Source organism: Bacillus sp. FSL K6-1560 (assembly GCF_038592935.1).
GTDB classification, from domain to species: Bacteria; Bacillota; Bacilli; order Bacillales; family Bacillaceae; genus Bacillus; species Bacillus subtilis.
In genome coordinates, this window is sequence record NZ_CP151946.1 from 3,185,818 (window position 1) to 3,207,489 (window position 21,672).

Consider the following 21,672-nt stretch of genomic DNA (forward strand, 5'->3'; position numbering starts at 1 on the left):
CCATTTTATCTAACAGGAGGTGTTACCTTCATTCTCATTGCTAGAGTGAAGGTTCTAATTGGACATAGTGAATTTGATTTTAATTGCTGTTTTAATCGCCCTGACGGCATTTTTCGTGGCATCTGAGTTTGCCATTATCAGAATCAGAGGCTCACGGATCGATCAGCTGATCGCGGAAGGAAATAAAGCAGCAATAGCCGTAAAAAAAGTGACCACGCATCTTGATGAATATTTATCTGCGTGTCAGCTCGGAATTACATTGACTTCCATCGGATTAGGGGTTTTAGGTGAATCAACGATTGAAAGGCTGCTTCACCCGCTTTTCGTACAAATGAACGTTCCAGGTTCCCTTTCACATGTCATATCGTTTATTTTTGCGTATGCCATTATCACGTTCTTACACGTTGTTGTCGGAGAACTTGCACCTAAGACAGTCGCTATCCAAAAGGCGGAAGCAGTGTCTATGCTGTTTGCGAAACCGCTGATTTGGTTTTACCGCATCGCGTTCCCATTCATTTGGCTTTTGAACAATTCCGCACGGTTATTGACCAAAGCATTTGGCCTGGAGACCGTTTCAGAAAACGAACTGGCTCACTCAGAAGAAGAGCTGCGAATCATTTTGTCTGAAAGCTATAAAAGCGGTGAAATCAACCAATCAGAGTTTAAATATGTGAATAAAATCTTTGAATTTGACGACAGGCTCGCGAAAGAAATTATGATTCCGCGGACCGAAATTGTCAGCCTTCCGCATGATATCAAGATTTCTGAAATGATGGACATCATTCAGATTGAAAAATATACCCGCTACCCTGTGGAAGAGGGCGATAAAGATAACATTATCGGGGTTATTAACATTAAAGAAGTGCTGACCGCCTGCATCAGCGGTGAGGTATCTGTTGATTCCACCATTTCTCAATTCGTCAACCCTATCATTCATGTCATTGAATCTGCGCCGATCCAAGACCTGCTTGTCAAAATGCAAAAAGAGAGGGTCCACATGGCCATTTTGTCTGATGAATACGGCGGTACTGCCGGGCTTGTGACGGTTGAGGACATCATTGAGGAAATTGTCGGTGAAATCCGCGACGAATTTGATATTGATGAAATTAGCGAAATCCGCAAAATCGGCGAAGGCCATTATATTCTTGACGGAAAAGTGTTAATTGACCAAGTAAACGACCTGCTAGGCATTCATTTAGAGAACGAAGAAGTCGATACAATCGGCGGCTGGTTCCTTACTCAAAAATACGATGTTGAAAAAGATGATTCCATCATCGAAGAGGGCTGCGAATTCATTATTAATGAAATTGACGGCCACCACGTCGCATATATTGAAGTGAAAAAGCTTCAAGAAGAAGAACTTCTGGAGACAGCTAACCAGCAGGAAGCATAATAAGAAAAGCACCTTGTATAAGGTGCTTTTCTTATTTTTACAGTTCAGGGTAATCTCTCAGAACGCCTTATAGCTGATCAAGTTTATTCTCTAGTTCTTTAATCCGCTGATTCAAAGCCTCTGTCATTGCTGCAAGTCTTTCCTTTGAAGGCAGGTGGGCAAAATCAGCCTGGTGAAGAGGCTCACCGATAATCAGCTTCATTTTTCCTTTTTTGAATAATTCTTTTCCGCTTGAAGGGCCCTGATATGCAGCGGGGACAAGCGGCGCTTTCCCCATTTGCGCAATCGTCACCGCACCTCTTTTCAAAGGCACATCCTCAGAGGTTCTTGTTCCGCTTGGGAAGATACCGACGATCTCTCCTTCTTTCAGCAGCTTAATCGGCGTTTTAATACTGCTTGGCCCGGGATTTTCCCGATCTACCGGAAAGGCATGAATTTTCTTCAGAAACGAACCGATCCATTTATTTTGAAAAAGCTCTTTTTTCGCCATGTAGTGTATTTGATAAGGAAGAATCCCGACTCCGAGTGTAATCACATCAACCCAGCCGGAATGTGTACACGCGATGACAAAACCTGAATCGGCCGGAAGGTTTTCTTTGTTATACACCTTCACTCCTCCGCGAAGAGAAAGAATAACTTTTAAAGCATTTGCACAAAACTTATACATATCGCACTTCCTTTGTCGTAATCAATGATTCTTTCTGTCATCTATTATAACAACATTTTTTATTACCTGGTACTAATTTTTAAGATTTCTCCCGTTAAAACGCCAAAAAGCTGAGGATTCGCCCTCAGCTTTTGTTATATTTCCTCTCTGGTCGGCGGGGCCATAAACTCCGGTCCGACAGGGTCTGATATCGTATTTTCCAATATAGTATTGATATCTTTCTGATCTTCACTGTTCAGCGTCCAGCCTGTAATCTCAGATAGGGCCTCAAGCTGCCCAGGCTTTCTTGCTCCCCAAAGAGCGATATCCGCTCCCGGCTGATCTAAGATCCATCTGACAGCCAAGTGAACCACTGATTTTCCATAACGTGTCTTCGCCAGCTTATCCAATTGATTGACAGCAGAAAGATACTCTTTAAAGCGGGGCTTCTGGAATTTTGGATCGTGATTACGCAGATCATCGCCCTCAAATGTATATTCTTCGGTCATTTTGCCTGTTAACAGCCCTCTGCATAAACTGCCGTATAATAATGTTGTTATCTTGTTATCTTTCGCATAAGGAAGAACACTCTCTTCCATCTCTCTTTCAAACAGATTATATGGAGGCTGAATCGTATGGAGAGGTGCGACGGCGCGAAATGTATCCATTTGCTCAATTGAAAAATTGCTGACGCCAATCGCCCGGATTTTTCCCGCATCATATAATTCCTTCATGACTTCAGCCGTTTCTTCAATTGGCACAAGCGGATCGGGCCAATGCACCTGATAAAGATCAATATAGTCTGTTTGAAGCCGCTTCAAAGAATTCTCAACTTCCTCTACAATTCTCGCTCTGTTCGCATGGCGGAACAGCTGGTTGTTCTTCCAGTCCAGAGCCGTTTTCGTTGCGAGAATCACCTGGTCTCTTTTGCCGTACTCTTTGATTGCCTTTCCGACAATTTCCTCGGACTGCCCGAAGCCGTAAGCCGGCGCGGTGTCAATCAGTGTAATCCCCTGATCAAGAGCGGCGCGGATTGTTTCAATCGATGTTTTTTCGTCAGTGCCTCCCCACATCGTTCCGCCAATGGCCCATGTGCCGAGGCCGATTCTGGAGGCTTCTATTCCTGTATCTGCTATACTGGTATATTCCATTGTGCCACTCCTTCACTTTTTCACTATCTTTTCCCCTCTGGAAAAAATGTTAAACCTTTCTCCGCACTATCTTTTGCGGCCATTTTTGGGTACTATATAGTAATGGTGTTTGATTAGGTATAAAAAAGCCGTTTGCATGTAATGTGCAACTTTAAACCTTTCTTATGCGTGTATAACATAGAGGGGAGAAAAGGCAGTGACGATCGATGAAATTTACCAAATGTACATGAATGATGTTTACAGGTTCCTGCTCTCCATGACAAAAGACAAGCATCTTGCTGAAGACTTACTGCAGGAAACCTTTATGCGGGCATACATACACATTCACTCCTATGATCACAGCAAAGTAAAGCCCTGGCTTTTTCAAGTGGCGCGAAACGCCTTCATTGATTACGTCAGAAAGCATAAGAAAGAAGTAACCATTTCTGATGACTTAATCGGAAGCCTCTTTCAAAATGCTGTTCAAAGTCCTGCCCATCAGGTAGAGATAAAGGAAGTGCTGACTGGTTATATGTCCGAGCTCCCCGATAATTATCGGGAGGCCTTAACGCTATATTATTTAAAAGAGTTAAACTACAAAGAAGCATCCCATATTATGAATATTTCAGAGGCGAATTTTAAAAGTGTTTTATTTCGTGCCAGACAGCGGCTGAAAGCACTTTATAATAGAGGTGTTAATGATGAATGAAGAATTTAAAAAGCGTTTTGATCAATATAAAAATGGGGAAATGAGCGACCAGGAAATGACTGCATTTGAGGAAGAACTTGAGAAGCTCGAAGTATATCAGGAACTGATTGACAGCGAACTAGAGGACGATAACGATTGGGATCTCAGCATCAGTCCTGAAAAACAAAAAGCGATTTTAGCCTACGGCAAACGCAAGTCTTATTTGCGAATTTCTGTGCTTGCCGTCATTTCGACATTGATGATTTTGCCGCTTTGTACGCTGGGAAGCTACCTCTATTACGGAATGGGTGGAAAACATAGCACCGGCAATGAGTTTATGGAAACTGCCGCGGTCACTGTAGCCCTGACCATGCCGAATGTTCTTGTTGATACTTCCGGACTGAAAAGCCAAGTGAAGCTATTTGGAATGAATACGGAATTCCCGCTGCAAAAGCAGATTGGCACGAAGACGGCTGCCGTAGGGAATGAACGGGTTGAAATGTTTTATAACAAAGTAAAAGCGCCGGCAGTAAACTACTATGACTTAGAAGTGAATAAAACCGGCCATTACTTTACACATCCTTCAAACAAGTCTGAACAAACGACCGCAAAAGCAGAAAAAACGTTAAGCACATTGCCTGAAGGAACGGTATCAGAGGTCTACCTTTCATATGACCGTGCATATCCGACAAAAGACGTGTATAACAAATTCAAAGGCTATGATGTGAGCTTTTTGTGGAACGCAATCGAAACAGAGAAAAACACAAATAAGACAGCTTCCACAGAACCTCTTGGCTATCCTGGAAAGGATTCAAAGTTCTTGGCCGCCCTTAATACAAAAGGCAAGTCGAATGGCGATCAGTTTATCAACGCCCTAAAATTCATGTCCAAACACGAAAAATGGGCTCAGGTCATTTCAAAACGGAAAGACCTGAATGTAGATAACCGATTAGATTATGTAGAGAAAAACGGTGTCAATGTATACGGTTCGGTCGTTACAGGGCCAACCAAGGAAATCCAGCGCATGCTGAAAAATAAATCTGTAAAATCAGCGAATGTCGGCGAGGTGGAATTATGGAACTGGTAAGAATTTTTAAAGAACACAATGTATTCGGCTGGATCTCTGTCGGGACAGCGGTTCTGTCCCTGCTGTTGCTGAATTTGGCCATTATCAGCAACGTCACGTTTTATTCCTATCAAATGCTTCCGTTCGCCATGGCTGCCGTTCCGTTCGGCGTTGTTGAACTCTTCATCAAGAGAGGGCGCACAGGTCCCGGCCTGCTCGGCGTCATCCTTAATCTCTTTGTGATTATTTGTGTGTATACCATTGTATCTGTAGATACGAATTTACAGTTTGGCTTTTAAAAAAGACGCCTTTTCAGGCGTCTTTTTTTCATTACACCGGTTTTCGGAACAAATAACTTTCTATAGTAAAACCCATTTTATCTGTATAAAATCGATGTGCGTCTTTACGCTGAAGGCCAGATGAAAGACTGACAAAACCAAGTCCGGCTTTTCTCGCCCAGTCTGAGGCATAATCCAAAAGCATTTTGCCGTATCCCTTTGATCGGCAAGGTGCCGTTGTAACAAGATCCGCAATCCACAAGTGCTCTCCTTTATGAATGGAAACTCTCGGCAGAGCCCCGCACAGCGCTCTGATTGCTGTATTTTCATATAAGGCAAACAGCATATACGATTCTTTCTGCACACAGGCTTCAAGCCTTTGTAAATACGTCTCTATATCCAGTTCTGTTCTCAATTCACTCATAATCGGATACGACTCAGCCCATTCTTCTTTCGAGGTTAATTGTTTCATATGGATCATCTTCTCAATCCCCTTTCCTTTCGTTACAATGATCATAGCTAATAAATGGCATTAGCCAAATAGCCAATATCAGAAAAAATGACCATGCCAGATATAAAGGAGACATGAGATGGATATTACGCCGTTTCTTGATAAAAAGAGCAAAACACCGCTGTATGAGCAGCTTTATACCTTTTTTAAACAAGAAATTTCACATGCGCGAATAACAAAGGGAACAAGACTTCCGTCAAAACGCAGGCTCTCCAGCTTGCTCGATGTCAGCACGGCAACTATAGAACGGGCTTAAGAGCAATTAACTGCTGAGGGCTATGTCAAAAGCAAGACGAAAATCGGCTGGTTCGCGGCGGAAGTAGAACAAGGATTCCCGACAGCTCCTGACCATTTTCAGCAGTCTGTACAGCCGGGATTACATGAAAAGAACGCACCTGCTATTGACTTCCATCAGGGCAACGTTGACCCGACCCTCTTTCCCTTTAACGCATGGAGAAAAAGCATAGTAAAAAGTCTTGATCGCTATTCCAGATCGTTTCACACCTCTGGCGACCCTCAAGGAGAATACGAACTCAGGCACATGATTGCCCGATTCGTCAAGCTGTCTCGGGGAGTAAATTGCGAACCCGGCCAGATTATCATCGGCGCAGGAACCACCGTGCTTCTGCAAATTCTTTGCCTTTCGCTAAAGCCAGGTACAAAAATCGGTTTTGAAGAACCAGGCTTTTACCGTTCAAGAAGGATGTTTGAAGCAAATCACATGGATGTCACTCCGATTTGTTCTGATGCAGAAGGCGTCCTGCCGGATGAGCTCTACCGTCAGAATCCTTATCTCATGTATACGACTCCTTCGCATCAGTTTCCGATTGGGACCATTATGACGATTACCCGCAGACAGGAGCTGCTGGCATGGGCGGCAGGAACAAATTCATTCATTATAGAAGATGATTACGATGGAGAATTTCGCTACAGCGGCCATCCCATTCCGTCTTTACAGGGTCTTGATCCGAATGGCAGAGTCATATATCTGGGCACTTTTTCAAAGTCACTTCTGCCTTCCTTGCGGCTCAGCTTCATGATTGTGCCCCCTGAACTCATGGAACCGATCCAAAACAATGCTCAGTTAATGAAGCAGACCGTTTCTGCCCACTCGCAATTGGCACTGGCAGACTTCATCGAAACCGGAGAGTGGCAAAAACACATAAATAGAATGAGAAGCTTATACCGAAAAAAACACACTATCCTGTTAGAAGCCATTCGCTCTGAACTGGGAAACACCGTTGAGATTCTCGGTAAGAACTCGGGGCTTCACATTCTGCTGCGCCTTTTGTTTCCAGCAAGTGAGGAAGAAGCAATACAAGCAGCCGCAGACCACGGTGTAACTATCTATCCCGTGTCTCCCTCATATAAAGAACAGACGCCTTTTGCTTCTGTCTTAATCGGTTATGGCGGTTTGTCAGAAGAGGACATCAGGCTCGGCATCCAAAAACTGAAAACGGCATGGGCACCGTTGATATCATCTTATTAAATAAAAAACAGGCCCCGGAAACGGAGCCTGTTTTTTAAAAAGATAAAATTCCGATTAAATTTAAGAACACGATAATAATGGCAAGCGGCACGATAAAACGAAGCAAATAAAACCACGTGTAAAAGAATGCTTTACCTGCATTTGATCCATTTCGCATTTCAGCCAAGAGTTCGCTTTTCGATATTTTCAGCGGGATAAATAGAGAAATTAACAGAGCGCCTGAAGGCATCAAAACATTGCTGACGGAAAAATCGGCAATATCAAAAAATGTTTTGCCAAATAGGTGCACATCACTCAATACGCCATAAGACAAGCAGCATGGGATTCCGACCAAAAAGATCAAAAGCCCGCTCGTCCATGACAGTTTTTTTCTCTTCTTTTCGTCCCCTTTTCCGATTGTGGCAACGATAATTTCAACCATCGAAAATGCTGAGGTTAAGGCTGCAAATAAAAATGCAACGAGAAAACCGATAAAAAACAACGTGCCGAACGGAAGCTGTTCAAAAACGGCCGGAAGCACTGTAAACAGCAGTGTCGGTCCTTCATTTGGCTGAAAACCGAATGAGAAAACCGCCGGAAAAATAGCCAAACCTGCCAAGAGTGTCACAATGATATTCATCAAGACAATGGAGGCTGCCGAACGAGGGATATTTTGTGTTTTCGGCAAATAGGAGCTGTAGGTCACCATCACCGAAACCCCCAGTGTTAACGTAAAGAAGGCCTGTCCCAGCGCGAATAATATGGATTCCGGAGTCAGATCGCCGAAATGAGGCACAAGCAGAAACTTTACGCCTTCCATTGCACCATTAAGCGTAAGAGACCGAAGAACGAGCAGAATAAACAATAAAAACAAAATCGGCATCATCACCGCGCTTACCCGTTCAATCCCTTTTTGAACCCCTCTTGCGACAACGATGACAGTAAGTACCATAAAGACAAGCTGAGCCGCGAGCGTCTGCACCGGATTTTGGATAATAGAAGCAAAAAGAGAGCCATACTGTGCTTGAGAAAGCCCGGACAGTGAGCCTGACGCCGTTTTTACGATATACAGTAAAATCCATCCCCCAATTACACTGTAAAACGACAGCACTAAGAAACACGCGGCTACGCCGATCCACCCTGTAAGAAACCAAGCTGATCGCGGCGCTTCTTTTTTATATGCATCAATGGCATTCGTCTGGTTCCGTCTTCCAAAAATAAATTCCCCCACCAAAAGCGGATAGCCTAAGAGGATGGTAAATAACACGAAGATAAGAAAAAAGGCTCCTCCCCCATTGGTCCCCGCTACGTAAGGGAACTTCCAAATCGCGCCCAAGCCGATAGCCGAGCCGGCCGCTGCCATGACGAAACCGATTTTCGAAGCCCATTGGACTGGTTTTTGCTCAGACAATAAACGTCACTTCCTTTCCAGCCTATATTATCTCTTATTTTTGTCTTCATTTCTATAGATTCATTTGCCAAGAACAGAAAAGAGAGCGGCCTGTATGGCCGCTCTCTTTATCAAAAGGTTATTGATTTAATTTTGAATGCTTTCTTGAATACAGGAAATAGATTACCAAGCCGATTAACAGCCACACTAGGAAGCGAACAATCGTCACCCACCCCAGATTTAAAATCAAGAACAGGCAGAACAGAATCGCCAGGCCTGGGATAAACGGAACTCCCGGGCATTTAAAGGCTCTCGGAAGATCCGGTTGCTTCTTTCTCAAAACGATAACTGCCACAGAAATCAGTACAAATGCCGACAGCGTCCCGATGTTCACCAGCTTTGCAAGTTCATCCAGCGGAACAAGTGAGCCGAGAAGCGCCGACATCGTTCCGAAAAACCAAGTGGCTACATAAGGTGTTTTGTGCTTTGGATGCACTTTAGAAAGTGAGTCCGGCACAAGCCCGTCACGCGACATGGCAAACATGACGCGTGTCTGCCCGTAAAGCATGACGAGCATAACTGTTGTCATTCCCAGCACGGCGCCAATATCAATGATGCCTGCCACCCAATTTTGCCCTGCGCTTTGAAGAACTAGAGAAACCGGATGATCTACACCCGCAAATTGAGCAAACGGGATAACCCCAGTCATGATCGCTGATACGGTGACATATAAAATCGTGCAAACCAATAAAGAGAAAATAATGCCTTTAGGCAGATCCTTCGCGGGATTTTTCGTTTCTTCCGCAGCAGAGGATACAGCGTCAAATCCGATAAAAGCAAAGAATACGAGCGCCGCTGCACTGAACACGCCGCCAAAGCCCATTGGCATAAACGGCTGCCAGTTGTGCGGCTTCACGTAAACGGCTGCCACCGCGATAAACAGCAGAACAACCAGTATCTTCAAGATAACCATGATATTGTTGACTCTTTTTGATTCTTTGATGCCTAAATAAAGCAAATATGTGATCGCCATTACAATGACGAATGCAGGAAGATTAAACAGGGTAAAGGTGCCTTTCACTGCGCCCGGTGCCGCTGTTAAAGCAACCGGAAGATGAATGCCGAGCCCTGATAAAAACGATTGGAAATAACCAGACCAGCCAACCGACACTGCACTTACCGCCAGCATATATTCTAAAATTAAATCCCACCCGATAATAAAGGCCATAAGCTCTCCCAATGTCGCATAAGTGAATGTATACACCGAACCTGAAACAGGCACACTTGACGCAAATTCCGCGTAAGACAGGGCAGCGAATAAACAAGCCAACGCCGCCACAACAAATGAAATCGTCAGCCCGGGACCGGCCGTGACTGCACCTGTTCCCGTCAGAACAAAAATCCCTGTGCCAATAATGGCGCCGATTCCAAGCAATGTTAAATCAAATGCCCCTAATTCTCTTTTTAAAGATTTTTCTCCGCTCGTCGCAGCGATTAAATCCTGAATGCTCTTCTTCCTAAAAACGCTCCCTTTCATTCCCCTTCAACTCCCGATCATCTATTTTTATATATTTTATTTGAATTTTCTGAATTCATGAGCAACAATGGTCATTTTTCTTTTTTTCTACTATATTTGTACTGGTCGCGAATCATTCCTTTCTCCTACTCAATATTATATATAAAATTGCAAAAATGAAAACAAAATTGTTAGAAAAATCGACAAATTTTTTATTTTGAAATTTTTTACCATACAAAAAAACCAGCTCTGGAGCTGGTTTTTCGTTGATTACGTTGAAATAAAACGGCCGCCATTCACATGAATGGTCTGCCCTGTCATATAGGAAGATTCGTCAGACGCCAGCAGAACATAGGCGCCTGCATGCTCAACCGGCTGTCCCGGTCTTCCCATTGGGGTATCCAAGCCGTGCTGTTTCACTTTTTCCTCAGGGAATGTCGCCGGAATAAGCGGTGTCCAAATCGGACCGGGCGCCACCGCATTCACTCTGATGCCTTTATCTGCAAGCGACTTCGCCATGGAACGCGTAAAGGAGACAATCGCACCCTTTGTGCTGGAATAATCAATTAACGCCGTATCCCCTTCATAAGCGGTAATCGATGTCGTATTAATAATGGCACTCCCCTCTTCCAGGTGAGGCAAAGCTTTCTTCGTCATATGAAACATGGAAAAAATATTTGTGCGAAAGGTTTTTTCCAGCTGTTCTGTTGAAATTTTGAGAATGCTGTCCTGCGGATGCTGTTCAGCGGCGTTATTCACTAAGATATCAAGTTTACCAAAATGGTCCACTGTTTGCTGCACAGCTTGTTCACAATGGTTCTCGTCCCCGACATCTCCCGGGATAAGCAGGCAGCGGACATTCTCCTTTTCGATCCGTTTACGTGTTTCCTCTGCGTCCGAATGCTCGTCTAAGTATAGAATGGAGATATCAGCCCCCTCTTTAGCAAAGGCAATAGCTGCTGCTCTCCCTATTCCGCTGTCGCCTCCAGTAATGATCGCGACTTTTCCTTTCAGTTTTCCGCTTCCTCGATAATCCTCGTCCTCTGACAGCGGCAGCGGGTTCATTTTTGATTCAATGCCCGGCTGTCTGTCCTGATGCTGCGGTTCTTGTCCTTCTGTTTGTCTGTCCATTGGGTTCACATTCATCACTCCTAGACATGTGGTTGATACTGAACGTTACCACACGACAGAAATGAATAAACGCCAAAATATGTTATGAAAGAACTTCCTCGGGAATGGCACCAGTATATTTCGCTGACGGGCGGAAAATCATGTTGTTTTCTGCCTGTTCCAGCACATGGGCGCACCACCCTACCATTCGGCTTGCTGAAAAGGTCGGAGTAAACAATTCATCGTCAAAATCGATGGCCTTCATCACTGCAGCCGCGTAAAATTCAACATTTGTGTACAGCTTTCGTCCCGGTTTGTAGATTTCAAGCAAACGAATCGCTTCTGCTTCTACATGCAGCGCAAGATCAAGATCACGGTCATTGCCGGCCACCTCTTCTGCTTTCTGTCTTAAAGCTTCTGCCCGCGGGTCTTTTGTTTTGTACACCCTGTGGCCGAATCCCATCAAGCGCTCTCCTTTTTCGAGTTTTTCTTTCAGATATGCTTCAGCATGTTCTTTTTCTCCAATGTCTTCAAGCATTTTTGTCACCGCAGAAGGAGCGCCTCCGTGCAGCGGACCTTTCATCGTGCCGAGAGCAGACGTGACGGCTGACACTAAATCACTCTCTGTTGATAACGTGACTCGTGCCGAAAAAGTGGATGCGTTCATGCCGTGCTCCATGGCCAGAATCATATAGGTTTCAAGCGCTTTCTTTTTTGCCTCTGAAGGCTGTTCACCTGTGAGCATATAATAGTAGTTTTCGACATGTCCGTACTGGGAAGAAGGTGCAATTGCTTGTTCACCGCGCGTCCATCTTTTTCTGTATGCGATGATGGAAGGCGTGATTGCAATCAGCCGGATTGCTTCCTCTGTTTTCGGATGGAATATGTACGTATTTACCCCCAATGCTGAAACAACCGTTCTCAGCACCGACATATCGTCCATGTTGTTTGGCAGTGATTGAATCAAGCGCTCAATGTGTTCCGGAAGATTCCGTTCCGCAGCCAGCTTATCTTTAAATACCTGCAATTCTTCAGTTGAAGGCAGTTTTCCAAATAAAATCAAATAAGCCGCTTCTTCAAAGCTATGATTCAGTGCGATGTCTTTTGCATGATGTCCTCTGTAAATCAGACGCCCTTTTTCACCATCAATATGGCTGATGGATGTTTCTACACATGTAATTCCCTTTAATCCGTAATGTACCATTTGTATTCCCCCTATCCTTTTCTGTTATTATAGTAAATATAATATTTAAAAAATAATGAATATTTTAAAGGGAATTAATTAAAAATATTAATCAGAGGGAGAATAGAAATGGATTTCAAATGGCTTCACACCTTTGTGACCGCTGCAAAATATGAAAACTTCCGAAAAACGGCGGAAACGCTTTTCTTATCTCAGCCCACTGTGACCGTACATATCAAGCAATTAGAAAAAGAAATCAGCTGCAAGCTGTTCGAGCGTAAAGGCAGGCAAATCCAGCTGACTGATGAAGGCAGGGCGTATTTGCCGTATGCGCTCAGGCTTCTTGATGATTATGAAAACAGCATGGCAGAACTTCACAGAGTGAGACAAGGCTACTCTCAAACCTTACAGCTCGCGGTTTCTCCGCTTATTGCAGATACTGTGCTTCCTTCTGTCATGAAACGGTACACAGCAATGAATACGGAAACAGAAATGGCGGTTACGATTTTCGAATCAGCGGAAATCGCGTCACTGATTAAAGCCGGGGAAGCAGATATCGGACTAAGCTGTTTAAAGGTACAGTCTTCTTCTTTAAGCTGCCACTGCTTATACAAAGACCCTGTCGTCCTTGTTGCCCCGCCCGATAAGCGTTTCATAGAAGACAACGAAATTGATGCCAAAGAGGTGCTCGAACAATACCTGCTTTTGACCCACAATCATCCTGATTACTGGGACGACTTGCTCCGTCAAGTCAGAATGACTTTTCCATTTGTGAGAACAATGAAGGTCACTCAAACACATATAACGAAACGGTTTATCAAGGAAGGACTCGGAGTTTCATTTCTGCCTTTATCTACAGTAAAGCGTGAGTTAGCAGAGAAACAGATGATCAGAATTCCTTATCAGTCTGTACAGCTGCCCTATGCCGGCGCTTACGCGATTGCCCTTTATGAAAATAAGAAAGAAAAAAAATTCTTGGATTTTTTATCACATTTTCATTTTTAGGAGCAACCAAAACGCCTGTGCTCCGTCTAATGAAAAAAACCCGTTCCAATGAACGGGTTTTCTCTAAAAATTAGAATCTTTTCGCACCGAGGTAACGAGGCTTCCAGTAGCTGTTGTTCAGGCTGCTGATTTGTACGCCGTCAGATCCTGCATGAATGAAACTGTTGTTTCCAATGTAAATCCCCATGTGAGAAGGGCCGGATTTATATGTTGTGAAGAAGACGAAATCACCAACAGACGGGCTGGCAATGCTCTTCATAGAACTCCAGTATCCTGCAGTGCTTGTTCTGCCCACACTTGTTTGTTTATTCAGTACGTACCAAATGAATCCGCTGCAGTCAAAGCCTGAAGTTGTCGTTCCGCCCCATTTATATGGCGTTCCGACTAACGCTTTTGCATCAGAAACCAGCTTGCTCACATTAAGTGATGTAGATGACGTTTTGCTGCTTGAAGATGATGAAGATGAAGCAGGTTTTGAGCTGCTTGTGCTTGTACCTTTCACCTTCAATACTTGGTTGACATAGATTACATCTGATTTTAAGCCGTTTAAGCTTTTTAATTTGCTAACCGTAGTACCGTATTTGCTCGCAATTTTAGAAAGGCTGTCTCCGCTCTTCACTTTATAAGTAGAAGTTGAAGACGATGACACTTTTGATGAGCTGGAGCTGCTTGAACTAGTTGAACCTTTCAGTTTCAGGACTTGTCCAACACGAAGCAAATCTGATTTTAAGCCATTCAGCTTCTTCAGTTCATTGATTGTCATGCCGTATTTTTTTGAAATTTTCCAAAGGCTGTCCCCGCTCTTTACTTTGTATGTAGAAGAAGAGGAAGAAGAACTGCTGCTTTTTGAACTTGTAGATTTGCCGTTAATCGATAAAGTTTGTCCCACATAAATAATGTCTGAACGAAGGTGGTTCTCTGATTTAATTTTACTGATCGTTGTGTCGTATTTTCTTGAAAGATCCCATAACGTGTCGCCTTTTTTCACCTTAATGCTTTGTGCAGATGCCGCTCCTGCAAATAACGTCGATCCTAAAACAACTGCTGTCGTAGCTGTAATGATTTGCTTTTTCATATTTTCCTCCCCAAATGTTAACTCTCTATATATGTATCTCTTTTTTTAATTAATCTTATTGACTTCTATTATAAGGATAGATTCCCATCAGAAATAGTCTTGACTTCATGTGACAAATTTCTTAATTATTCGTTCTAAAAAAAAGTTTTTAAGGGTATTAAATATTTCATTTTCGTTGCAAAGGTGACAAAAAACGAGTGCTTTTGTCATGTTTTATGGGATGTTTTTCAACATAAAGGAAATAAATGAAAAACTTTCGGGGTCGGCTCATATATCGGAAAAATGAGTGATAAAGAATATTCGAGGAGAGCTGTGGTTATCCGCAGTTTTTTTATTTAAACAAACATATCATGCAAAGACAGAGAGGTAAAGATTTTTCTGAAAAATGAATGCTTTACATCAAATAAGGCAAGATAACGAAAAGCGTTTTTTCATTTCCTTACAAGGCTTTACTTATTGTTTACATGATCAACAGCCGCATTTAACAAAATTTCCCTAACATGATAAACGGAATACATTAAAGGAGGCATGAAAAAAATGAGTTTGTTTCAAAATATGAAATCAAAACTTCTGCCAATCGCCGCTGTTTCTGTCCTTACAGCTGGAATCTTTGCCGGAGCTGAGCTTCAGCAAACAGAAAAGGCCAGCGCCAAAAAACAAGACAAAGCTGAGATCAGAAATGTCATTGTGATGATAGGCGACGGCATGGGGACGCCTTACATAAGAGCCTACCGTTCCATGAAAAATAACGGTGACACACCGAATAACCCGAAGTTAACAGAATTTGACCGGAACCTGACAGGCATGATGATGACGCATCCGGATGACCCTGACTATAATATTACAGATTCAGCAGCAGCCGGAACAGCATTAGCGACAGGCGTTAAGACATATAACAATGCAATTGGCGTCGATAAAAACGGAAAAAAAGTGAAATCTGTACTTGAAGAGGCCAAACAGCAAGGCAAGTCAACAGGGCTTGTCGCCACGTCTGAAATTAACCACGCCACTCCAGCCGCATATGGCGCTCACAATGAATCACGGAAAAACATGGACCAAATCGCCAACAGCTATATGGATGACAAAATAAAAGGCAAACATAAAATAGACGTGCTGCTCGGCGGCGGAAAATCTTATTTTAACCGCAAGGACAGAAACTTGACAAAGGAATTCAAACAAGCCGGCTACAGCTATGTGACAACTAAACAAGCATTGAAAAAAAATAAAGATCAGCAGGTGCTCGGGCTTTTCGCAGATGGAGGGCTTGCTAAAGCGCTCGACCGTGACAGTAAAACACCGTCTCTCAAAGACATGACGGTTTCAGCAATTGATCGCCTGAACCAAAATAAAAAAGGATTTTTCTTGATGGTCGAAGGGAGCCAGATTGACTGGGCGGCCCATGACAATGATACAGTAGGAGCCATGAGCGAGGTTAAAGATTTTGAACAGACCTATAAAGCCGCGATTGAATTTGCGAAAAAAGACAAACATACACTTGTGATTGCAACTGCTGACCATACAACCGGCGGCTTTACCATTGGCGCAAACGGGGAAAAGAATTGGCACGCAGAACCGATTCTCTCCGCTAAGAAAACACCTGAATTCATGGCCAAAAAAATCAGTGAAGGCAAGCCGGTTAAAGATGTGCTCGCCCGCTATGGCAATCTGAAAGTCACATCTGAAGAAATCAAAAGCGTTGAAGCAGCTGCACAGGCTGACAAAAGCAAAGGGGCCTACAAAGCCATCATCAAGATTTTTAATACTCGCTCCAACAGCGGATGGACGAGTACCGATCATACCGGCGAAGAAGTACCGGTATACGCGTACGGCCCCGGAAAAGAAAAATTCCGCGGATTGATTAACAATACGGACCAGGCAAACATCATATTTAAGATTTTAAAAACTGGAAAATAAAAAGGATGCAGAACGCTGCATCCTCTTTTTTATAAATATCTGCGGTGAACACCTTTTCCGTCGTACGAAAACATGACTTCCTTATCCTCAAGCACAGACTCAATGTGCACGCTTCTTCCCCAAAGCTGGAATAAATAAGGAAGCACCTTCTCCAAATATTTCAAATCTAACTCTATTCCTTCATACCAATGCTTAATATAGAGCTCGTTATTTTTCATATAATCGCCGTCGTTTACTGTCAAATATGGAAAACCGCCATTTACCCGCATGCTTACGAGCTGGTCGCGCACCGACTTCCACTGTTTATCGATGATTTTATAATCTCGGCCCTGTTTTTGAAACAAATAAAGATCCTCGCGCATGACTAATTCTTTGGTTAAATAATTGCGGATGAAAGAGATATCGGATTCAATCTCCCTGACCTCAAACATTTTCTCCCGGCCGGAGTCAGGCTGCACGCCCATTTTCTTCATTTCCTCCGTCGGGTTGTTGTACCTCTCCTCAATGTCTTCAAATATTTTCAGCCCTAAATAATAAGGATTAATGCCTGTTTTGGACGGCTGAACGACACCTGCATTCAGCTTGGCGAACTCGATCGCTTCATCAGAGGTTAAATCAAGCTCACGTATAATTCGCTGGTGCCAATAGGAAGCCCAGCCCTCATTCATAATCTTGGTTTCCAGCTGAGGCCAGAAATAAAGCATTTCCTCTCTCATCATCGTTAATATATCACGCTGCCATGGCTCCAGCTCCCGGGAATGCTCCTCGATAAAAAGCAGGATATCTTTTTCAGGCCGCGGCGGGAACGGTTTTTTCGATTTTTTCACTTGTTTTTTCGGTTTCTTTTCATCCAAAGACCATAGATCATCGTAAGGCGTGGCTGCCTCTTCAATCTCCTCTTCCTCATCATCCACACTCCATTGGAGCTTTGGTCGGACCAACGACGGATCGATATGCTCCTGAATCGAAAGGATCGCATCTAAAAAAGATTCCACTTCTTTTATCCCGTGAACCTGTTCATAGTGTTTTATCCGTTCAGCTGTTGCCGCCATGCTTTCCACCATATCGCGCTTCGTGTTTTGGAAACGGCAGTTGTTTTTGAAGAAATCGCAATGGGCAAGAACGTGTGCGACAATCAATTTATTTTGGATCAGTGAGTTGCTGTCCAGTAAAAAAGCGTAGCATGGATCTGAGTTAATGACCAGCTCATAGATCTTACTTAACCCTAGATCATAGTGCAGCTTCATCTTATGAAACTGCTTGCCGAAGCTCCAGTGGCTGAATCTTGTCGGCATCCCGTACGCGCCAAATGTATAAATAATTTCAGCCGGGCAGATTTCATATCTCATCGGGTAGAAATCAAGGCCGAATCCTTTTGCAATTTCGGTAATTTCCTCAATTGCCCGCTGTAATCCCTTCTTCTCCTCCGCGTTCAACCGAATCCCCCCTACTTGGACTTATCTATAATGTATGAGCCCGCCATACAAAAGATGATAGTCTCACTCGGGCAAGAAAAAATTCCCCCGGCACATTCATCTGTTTGCTTATTGGATCAGTGGGTAAACACACACCATACTACGAAAAAGGAGCGATACCAATTGAATGTAGCAGACGTGCTTTCTTCTTATCTCAGTAAGCTGCCAAACGTAATCATTGCTTTACTCGTCTTATTAATCGGCTGGGCTATTGCTAAAATCATTGAAAAAGCGGTATACAAAGGACTCAGCAAAACAAAAATCGACGACAAGCTCTTTGCTGGGAAAAAGCCTTCACGCTATTCCTCAGAAAAAGTTATAAGCAAGGTCGTTTATTTTATCGCACTGATCATCGTCTTTATTTTATTCTTTAACATTTTGCACCTGACAACAGTGGCATCGCCGTTTGTCAGTATGCTTTCGGCGATTGCAGCTGCGATCCCAAGCGTGCTGAAAGCCGGACTCATTCTGCTGTTAGGATGGGCTGCAGCCTCTGTTTTGAGCTTCCTTGTCAAAAAAATCGGGATGAAGCTGAACACGAGTGACAAACTGCGCAAGTGGAATTTGGTGTCTGAAGGAAAAGATATTCACCAGGCTGTCAATACCGCTTCACAAATTGTCTTTTATCTCGTGCTGCTTGTTTTTCTGCCAGGGGTCTTATCTTCTTTGAAAATCAGCGGCATTTCAGGTCCTTTTACAAATATGATGGAAAGCGTGCTCGCTTTTCTGCCGAAATTATTTGCAGCGGCGCTTATCGTATTAATCGGCTGGCTTGTTGCCCGCCTTGTCCGTGATATCATTACGAATTTCCTTGCAAGCATCGGCACGGAAAGATTCGCGGCACGTATGGGTTTATCAATTTACTTAAAAGACACAAGCCTTTCAGCAGTCATCGGAACAATCGCTTATGTGCTCATTATGATTCCGGTGGTCATTTCAGCGCTTGATCAGCTGGATGTCGCCGGCATTTCAAAACCAGCTGTCTCTATGCTGAATACGATTTTAAACATGCTTCCGAACATCATGATTGCCATCGTGCTTGTATTAGCGGGTATCTGGGCAGGAAAATGGGTGAAATCCATGGTGTCCGGACTGCTCCATCGCGCAGGCTTTGATTCTGTCTTAGGGAAAATGGGCATGGAAGCCGGAACGCCTGCAAAGCTGTCCTTGTCTCAAGTTGTCGGTATGATTGCGCAAATCATTGTCATTCTGCTCTTTACAGCTGAGGCGCTTCAAATTGTTCGGCTGCACTTCCTCGTAGAAATTGCCACCGGCATCATCGCGTATCTGCCGAATGTCCTTGTCGCAGTATTCATTCTCGGACTCGGCCTTTACGCAGGAGAATTGGTGAGAAAAGTGCTCTCAAGCATGATAAAAGGCCAGGAATTCAAGTCTTTAGCGCCTATTGCTAAATATACGATTATCGCACTTGCTTTCTTTATGGCCCTGGATCAGCTTGGTGTCGCTGCGACAATCGTCAATTCCGCGTTCATCATCGTTCTTAGCGGCTTCGCACTTGCTTTTGGTTTATCCTTCGGCCTTGGCGGTAAGGATTTTGCATCACGTTATCTGTCTACATTTGAACGCAAAATGCAAAACACAGAAATCGAAAAAAACCGTAAAAACCAAAATCCGCCGAATGACATGTAAGCAAAAAACATGCACCCAGCTGGGTGCATGTTTTTTAATTCCTTTTTTTTCATTTTTCAATCGATTATGATAAGATATAGAAAATGTCTTATTCTGAGGTCTTATTATGAAGTTAACCAATTATACAGATTATTCATTAAGAGTGTTGATTTTTCTGGCTGCAGAGCGTCCCGGAGAACTTTCAAATATAAAACAGATTGCCGAAACGTATTCTATTTCAAAAAATCATCTCATGAAAGTCATATACAGGCTCGGCCAGCTCGGCTACGTAGAAACGATACGCGGACGGGGCGGCGGCATACGATTAGGCATGGACCCTGAAGACATCAACATCGGTGAGGTTGTCAGAAAAACGGAGGACGATTTTAATATTGTTGAATGTTTTGATGCGAACAAGAATCTCTGCGTTATTTCCCCGGTGTGCGGCTTAAAACATGTGCTGAATGAAGCGCTTTTGGCCTACCTCGCAGTTTTAGACAGATACACACTGCGCGACCTCGTCAAAAACAAAGAAGATATCATGATGCTTTTAAAAATGAAGGAATGAATCAAGATTCCTTCTTTTTTTTATGCCCTTTTTCCCCCTTATTGTTAAGATAATATGGCTAATTTTATAAAAAGGCAAAACGATGAGACAAATGTGCCGATATAAAAAAGAAACAGCAAATGCAAAATCATTGGGGGAAAAAGGAGAGCTAAGATGAAAAAGAAATTAGCAGCAGGGCTGACAGCATCTGCGATTGTCGGCACAACTTTAGTAGTGACACCAGCTGAAGCAGCAACGATTAAGGTCAAAAGCGGAGATTCTTTATGGAAACTGGCCCAAACCTATAACACAAGTGTGGCGGCCCTCACATCCGCCAATCATCTTTCGACTACTGTTCTGTCGATCGGCCAGACGCTTACTATTCCAGGCAGCAAATCCAGCACTTCTTCATCTACTTCAAGCTCAACAACCAAGAAGAGCGGAAGTTCTGTTTACACAGTGAAAAGCGGAGATTCACTTTGGCTGATCGCAAATGAGTTTAAAATGACGGTGCAGGAACTGAAAAAATTAAACGGACTAAGCAGCGATTTAATTCGTGCTGGGCAGAAATTAAAGGTGTCCGGTACTGTTTCTTCAAGTTCCAGTACAAAAAGCAGTTCCAATAAGAGTTCAAGCTCCAGTTCAAAAAGCAGTTCTAATAAGAGTTCAAGTTCTTCATCTTCTACGGGAACATATAAGGTGCAGCTTGGAGATTCACTTTGGAAAATTGCAAACAAAGTCAATATGTCCATCGCTGAATTGAAGGTCTTGAACAACTTAAAATCAGACATCATTTACGTGAATCAGGTGTTGAAAACAAAATCAAGCGGCTCTGATACGTCTTCTAAAGACAATTCATCCAAATCGAACCAAACTTCAGCAACAACTAAATATACCGTTAAAAGCGGTGATTCACTTTGGAAAATCGCAAATAACTATAACCTGACTGTACAGCAAATCCGAAATATCAACAATCTGAAATCAGATGTGCTTTACGTTGGACAAGTATTGAAGCTGACAGGTAAAGCATCTTCAGGCTCTTCATCATCGTCGTCTTCTTCGTCAAATGCAAGCTCCGGCACGACGACTACATACACGGTGAAAAGCGGTGATTCCTTATGGGTGATTGCACAAAAATTTAATGTAACAGCTCAGCAGATTCGTGAGAAAAACAATTTAAAAACGGATGTCTTGCAGGTTGGCCAAAAGCTGGTCATTTCCGGAAAAGCTTCATCATCGTCTTCATCCGGTTCTTCAAACACCACCAGCTCAACGAGTGCGAAGATTAACACAATGATTTCGGCCGCTAAAGCGCAGCTTGGGGTTCCGTATCGCTGGGGAGGCACGACACCGTCCGGGTTTGACTGCAGCGGATTCATTTACTATGTACTGAACAAAGTCACATCCGTATCTAGATTAACGGCAGCGGGATATTGGAACACAATGAAATCAGTTAGCCAGCCTGCTGTCGGAGATTTCGTTTTCTTTACAACATATAAAGCCGGCCCTTCCCACGTCGGAATTTACCTAGGCAACGGGGAATTCATAAATGCCAACGATTCCGGAGTTGTCATTTCCAATATGAATAACTCTTACTGGAAACAGCGCTATCTCGGTGCAAAACGATATTTCTAAAAACAGAAACTGT

18 protein-coding genes and 1 pseudogene are annotated in these 21,672 nt (G+C 43.4%); 10 read left to right on the plus strand and 9 right to left on the minus strand.

Features of this window, described 5'->3' with window-relative positions; all coding sequences use genetic code 11:
- Window positions 1–58 precede the first annotated feature (58 nt).
- Window positions 59–1,393, plus strand: a complete 1,335-nt coding sequence (locus NYE22_RS17050; RefSeq protein ID WP_342412000.1) for a hemolysin family protein — start codon at window positions 59–61, stop codon at window positions 1,391–1,393.
- 67 nt (window positions 1,394–1,460) lie between these two features.
- Here NYE22_RS17050 and NYE22_RS17055 read toward each other — a convergent pair whose 3' ends face one another.
- Both NYE22_RS17055 and akrN read right to left on the minus strand, forming a co-directional pair.
- Window positions 1,461–2,060 (minus strand): 1-acylglycerol-3-phosphate O-acyltransferase, encoded by a 600-nt coding sequence (locus tag NYE22_RS17055; RefSeq protein ID WP_003233335.1) that lies wholly within the window; start codon window positions 2,058–2,060, stop codon window positions 1,461–1,463.
- 134 nt (window positions 2,061–2,194) lie between these two features.
- Window positions 2,195–3,190: an aldo/keto reductase AkrN gene (akrN, locus tag NYE22_RS17060; protein WP_021479663.1), complete on the minus strand. Its 996-nt coding sequence runs from the start codon at window positions 3,188–3,190 to the stop codon at window positions 2,195–2,197.
- Window positions 3,191–3,386: 196 nt separating this feature from the next.
- On the opposite strand from akrN, the gene sigM reads away from it, so the two are divergent.
- From sigM to NYE22_RS17075, 3 genes are read left to right on the plus strand one after another with little or no spacing between them, the layout of a single operon-like run.
- Window positions 3,387–3,878 carry an RNA polymerase sigma factor SigM gene (sigM, locus tag NYE22_RS17065; protein WP_003224177.1) on the plus strand — a complete coding sequence of 164 codons (492 nt, stop codon included), beginning with the start codon at window positions 3,387–3,389 and terminating at the stop codon, window positions 3,876–3,878.
- A complete protein-coding gene (locus NYE22_RS17070) occupies window positions 3,868–4,944 on the plus strand; it encodes an anti-sigma factor (RefSeq protein ID WP_010886459.1) in 1,077 nt (358 codons plus the stop codon). Before sigM ends, NYE22_RS17070 begins: the two co-directional genes overlap by 11 nt.
- Window positions 4,932–5,222: an anti-sigma-M factor gene (locus NYE22_RS17075; RefSeq protein ID WP_003233341.1), complete on the plus strand. Its 291-nt coding sequence runs from the start codon at window positions 4,932–4,934 to the stop codon at window positions 5,220–5,222. The genes NYE22_RS17070 and NYE22_RS17075 overlap by 13 nt, the downstream gene beginning before the upstream one ends.
- A 31-nt stretch (window positions 5,223–5,253) precedes the next feature.
- Here NYE22_RS17075 and NYE22_RS17080 read toward each other — a convergent pair whose 3' ends face one another.
- Window positions 5,254–5,682: a GNAT family N-acetyltransferase gene (locus NYE22_RS17080; RefSeq protein WP_009966899.1), complete on the minus strand. Its 429-nt coding sequence runs from the start codon at window positions 5,680–5,682 to the stop codon at window positions 5,254–5,256.
- 109 nt (window positions 5,683–5,791) lie between these two features.
- Between NYE22_RS17080 and NYE22_RS17085 the strand changes: the two are divergent.
- Window positions 5,792–7,201, plus strand: a pseudogene (locus tag NYE22_RS17085) (PLP-dependent aminotransferase family protein).
- 34 nt (window positions 7,202–7,235) lie between these two features.
- Here the strand turns inward: NYE22_RS17085 and NYE22_RS17090 are convergent.
- The 4 genes from NYE22_RS17090 to citA form a co-directional block, all read right to left on the minus strand.
- Window positions 7,236–8,591 carry a sodium-dependent transporter gene (locus NYE22_RS17090; RefSeq protein WP_342412001.1) on the minus strand — a complete coding sequence of 452 codons (1,356 nt, stop codon included), beginning with the start codon at window positions 8,589–8,591 and terminating at the stop codon, window positions 7,236–7,238.
- Between the two features lie 118 nt (window positions 8,592–8,709).
- A complete protein-coding gene (gene bcaP / locus NYE22_RS17095; RefSeq protein WP_232566717.1) occupies window positions 8,710–10,107 on the minus strand; it encodes a branched-chain amino acid transporter BcaP in 1,398 nt (465 codons plus the stop codon).
- 249 nt (window positions 10,108–10,356) lie between these two features.
- The gene (locus tag NYE22_RS17100; protein ID WP_032721235.1) at window positions 10,357–11,226 is read right to left on the minus strand and encodes an SDR family oxidoreductase; all 870 of its coding nucleotides are present in this window, start codon (window positions 11,224–11,226) and stop codon (window positions 10,357–10,359) included.
- A gap of 73 nt (window positions 11,227–11,299) precedes the next feature.
- Complete coding sequence (gene citA / locus NYE22_RS17105) at window positions 11,300–12,400, minus strand: citrate synthase CitA (RefSeq protein ID WP_032721234.1); 1,101 nt, start codon at window positions 12,398–12,400, stop codon at window positions 11,300–11,302.
- A 108-nt stretch (window positions 12,401–12,508) separates the two neighbouring features.
- Between citA and citR the strand changes: the two genes are divergently transcribed.
- Window positions 12,509–13,384 (plus strand): transcriptional regulator CitR, encoded by an 876-nt coding sequence (citR, locus tag NYE22_RS17110; protein ID WP_003233357.1) that lies wholly within the window; start codon window positions 12,509–12,511, stop codon window positions 13,382–13,384.
- A gap of 70 nt (window positions 13,385–13,454) precedes the next feature.
- Here citR and lytE read toward each other — a convergent pair whose 3' ends face one another.
- The gene (gene lytE / locus NYE22_RS17115) at window positions 13,455–14,459 is read right to left on the minus strand and encodes a peptidoglycan endopeptidase LytE (protein WP_003244816.1); all 1,005 of its coding nucleotides are present in this window, start codon (window positions 14,457–14,459) and stop codon (window positions 13,455–13,457) included.
- A 528-nt stretch (window positions 14,460–14,987) separates the two neighbouring features.
- Here lytE and phoA point away from each other — a divergent pair.
- Window positions 14,988–16,373 (plus strand): alkaline phosphatase PhoA, encoded by a 1,386-nt coding sequence (gene phoA / locus NYE22_RS17120; RefSeq protein ID WP_342412002.1) that lies wholly within the window; start codon window positions 14,988–14,990, stop codon window positions 16,371–16,373.
- Window positions 16,374–16,402: 29 nt separating this feature from the next.
- Here phoA and spoVR read toward each other — a convergent pair whose 3' ends face one another.
- Window positions 16,403–17,809: a stage V sporulation protein SpoVR gene (spoVR, locus tag NYE22_RS17125; RefSeq protein WP_014479295.1), complete on the minus strand. Its 1,407-nt coding sequence runs from the start codon at window positions 17,807–17,809 to the stop codon at window positions 16,403–16,405.
- Between the two features lie 30 nt (window positions 17,810–17,839).
- On the opposite strand from spoVR, the gene NYE22_RS17130 reads away from it, so the two are divergent.
- From NYE22_RS17130 to lytF, 3 genes are all read left to right on the plus strand, one after another.
- Window positions 17,840–19,498 (plus strand): mechanosensitive ion channel, encoded by a 1,659-nt coding sequence (locus NYE22_RS17130; protein WP_080121272.1) that lies wholly within the window; start codon window positions 17,840–17,842, stop codon window positions 19,496–19,498.
- 106 nt (window positions 19,499–19,604) lie between these two features.
- The gene (gene nsrR, locus NYE22_RS17135; protein WP_283857219.1) at window positions 19,605–20,045 is read left to right on the plus strand and encodes a nitric oxide-sensing transcriptional repressor NsrR; all 441 of its coding nucleotides are present in this window, start codon (window positions 19,605–19,607) and stop codon (window positions 20,043–20,045) included.
- A 153-nt stretch (window positions 20,046–20,198) separates the two neighbouring features.
- Entirely contained in the window at window positions 20,199–21,659 is a 1,461-nt protein-coding gene (gene lytF / locus NYE22_RS17140) for a peptidoglycan endopeptidase LytF (RefSeq protein WP_342412003.1), read from the plus strand.
- Window positions 21,660–21,672: the final 13 nt, after the last annotated feature.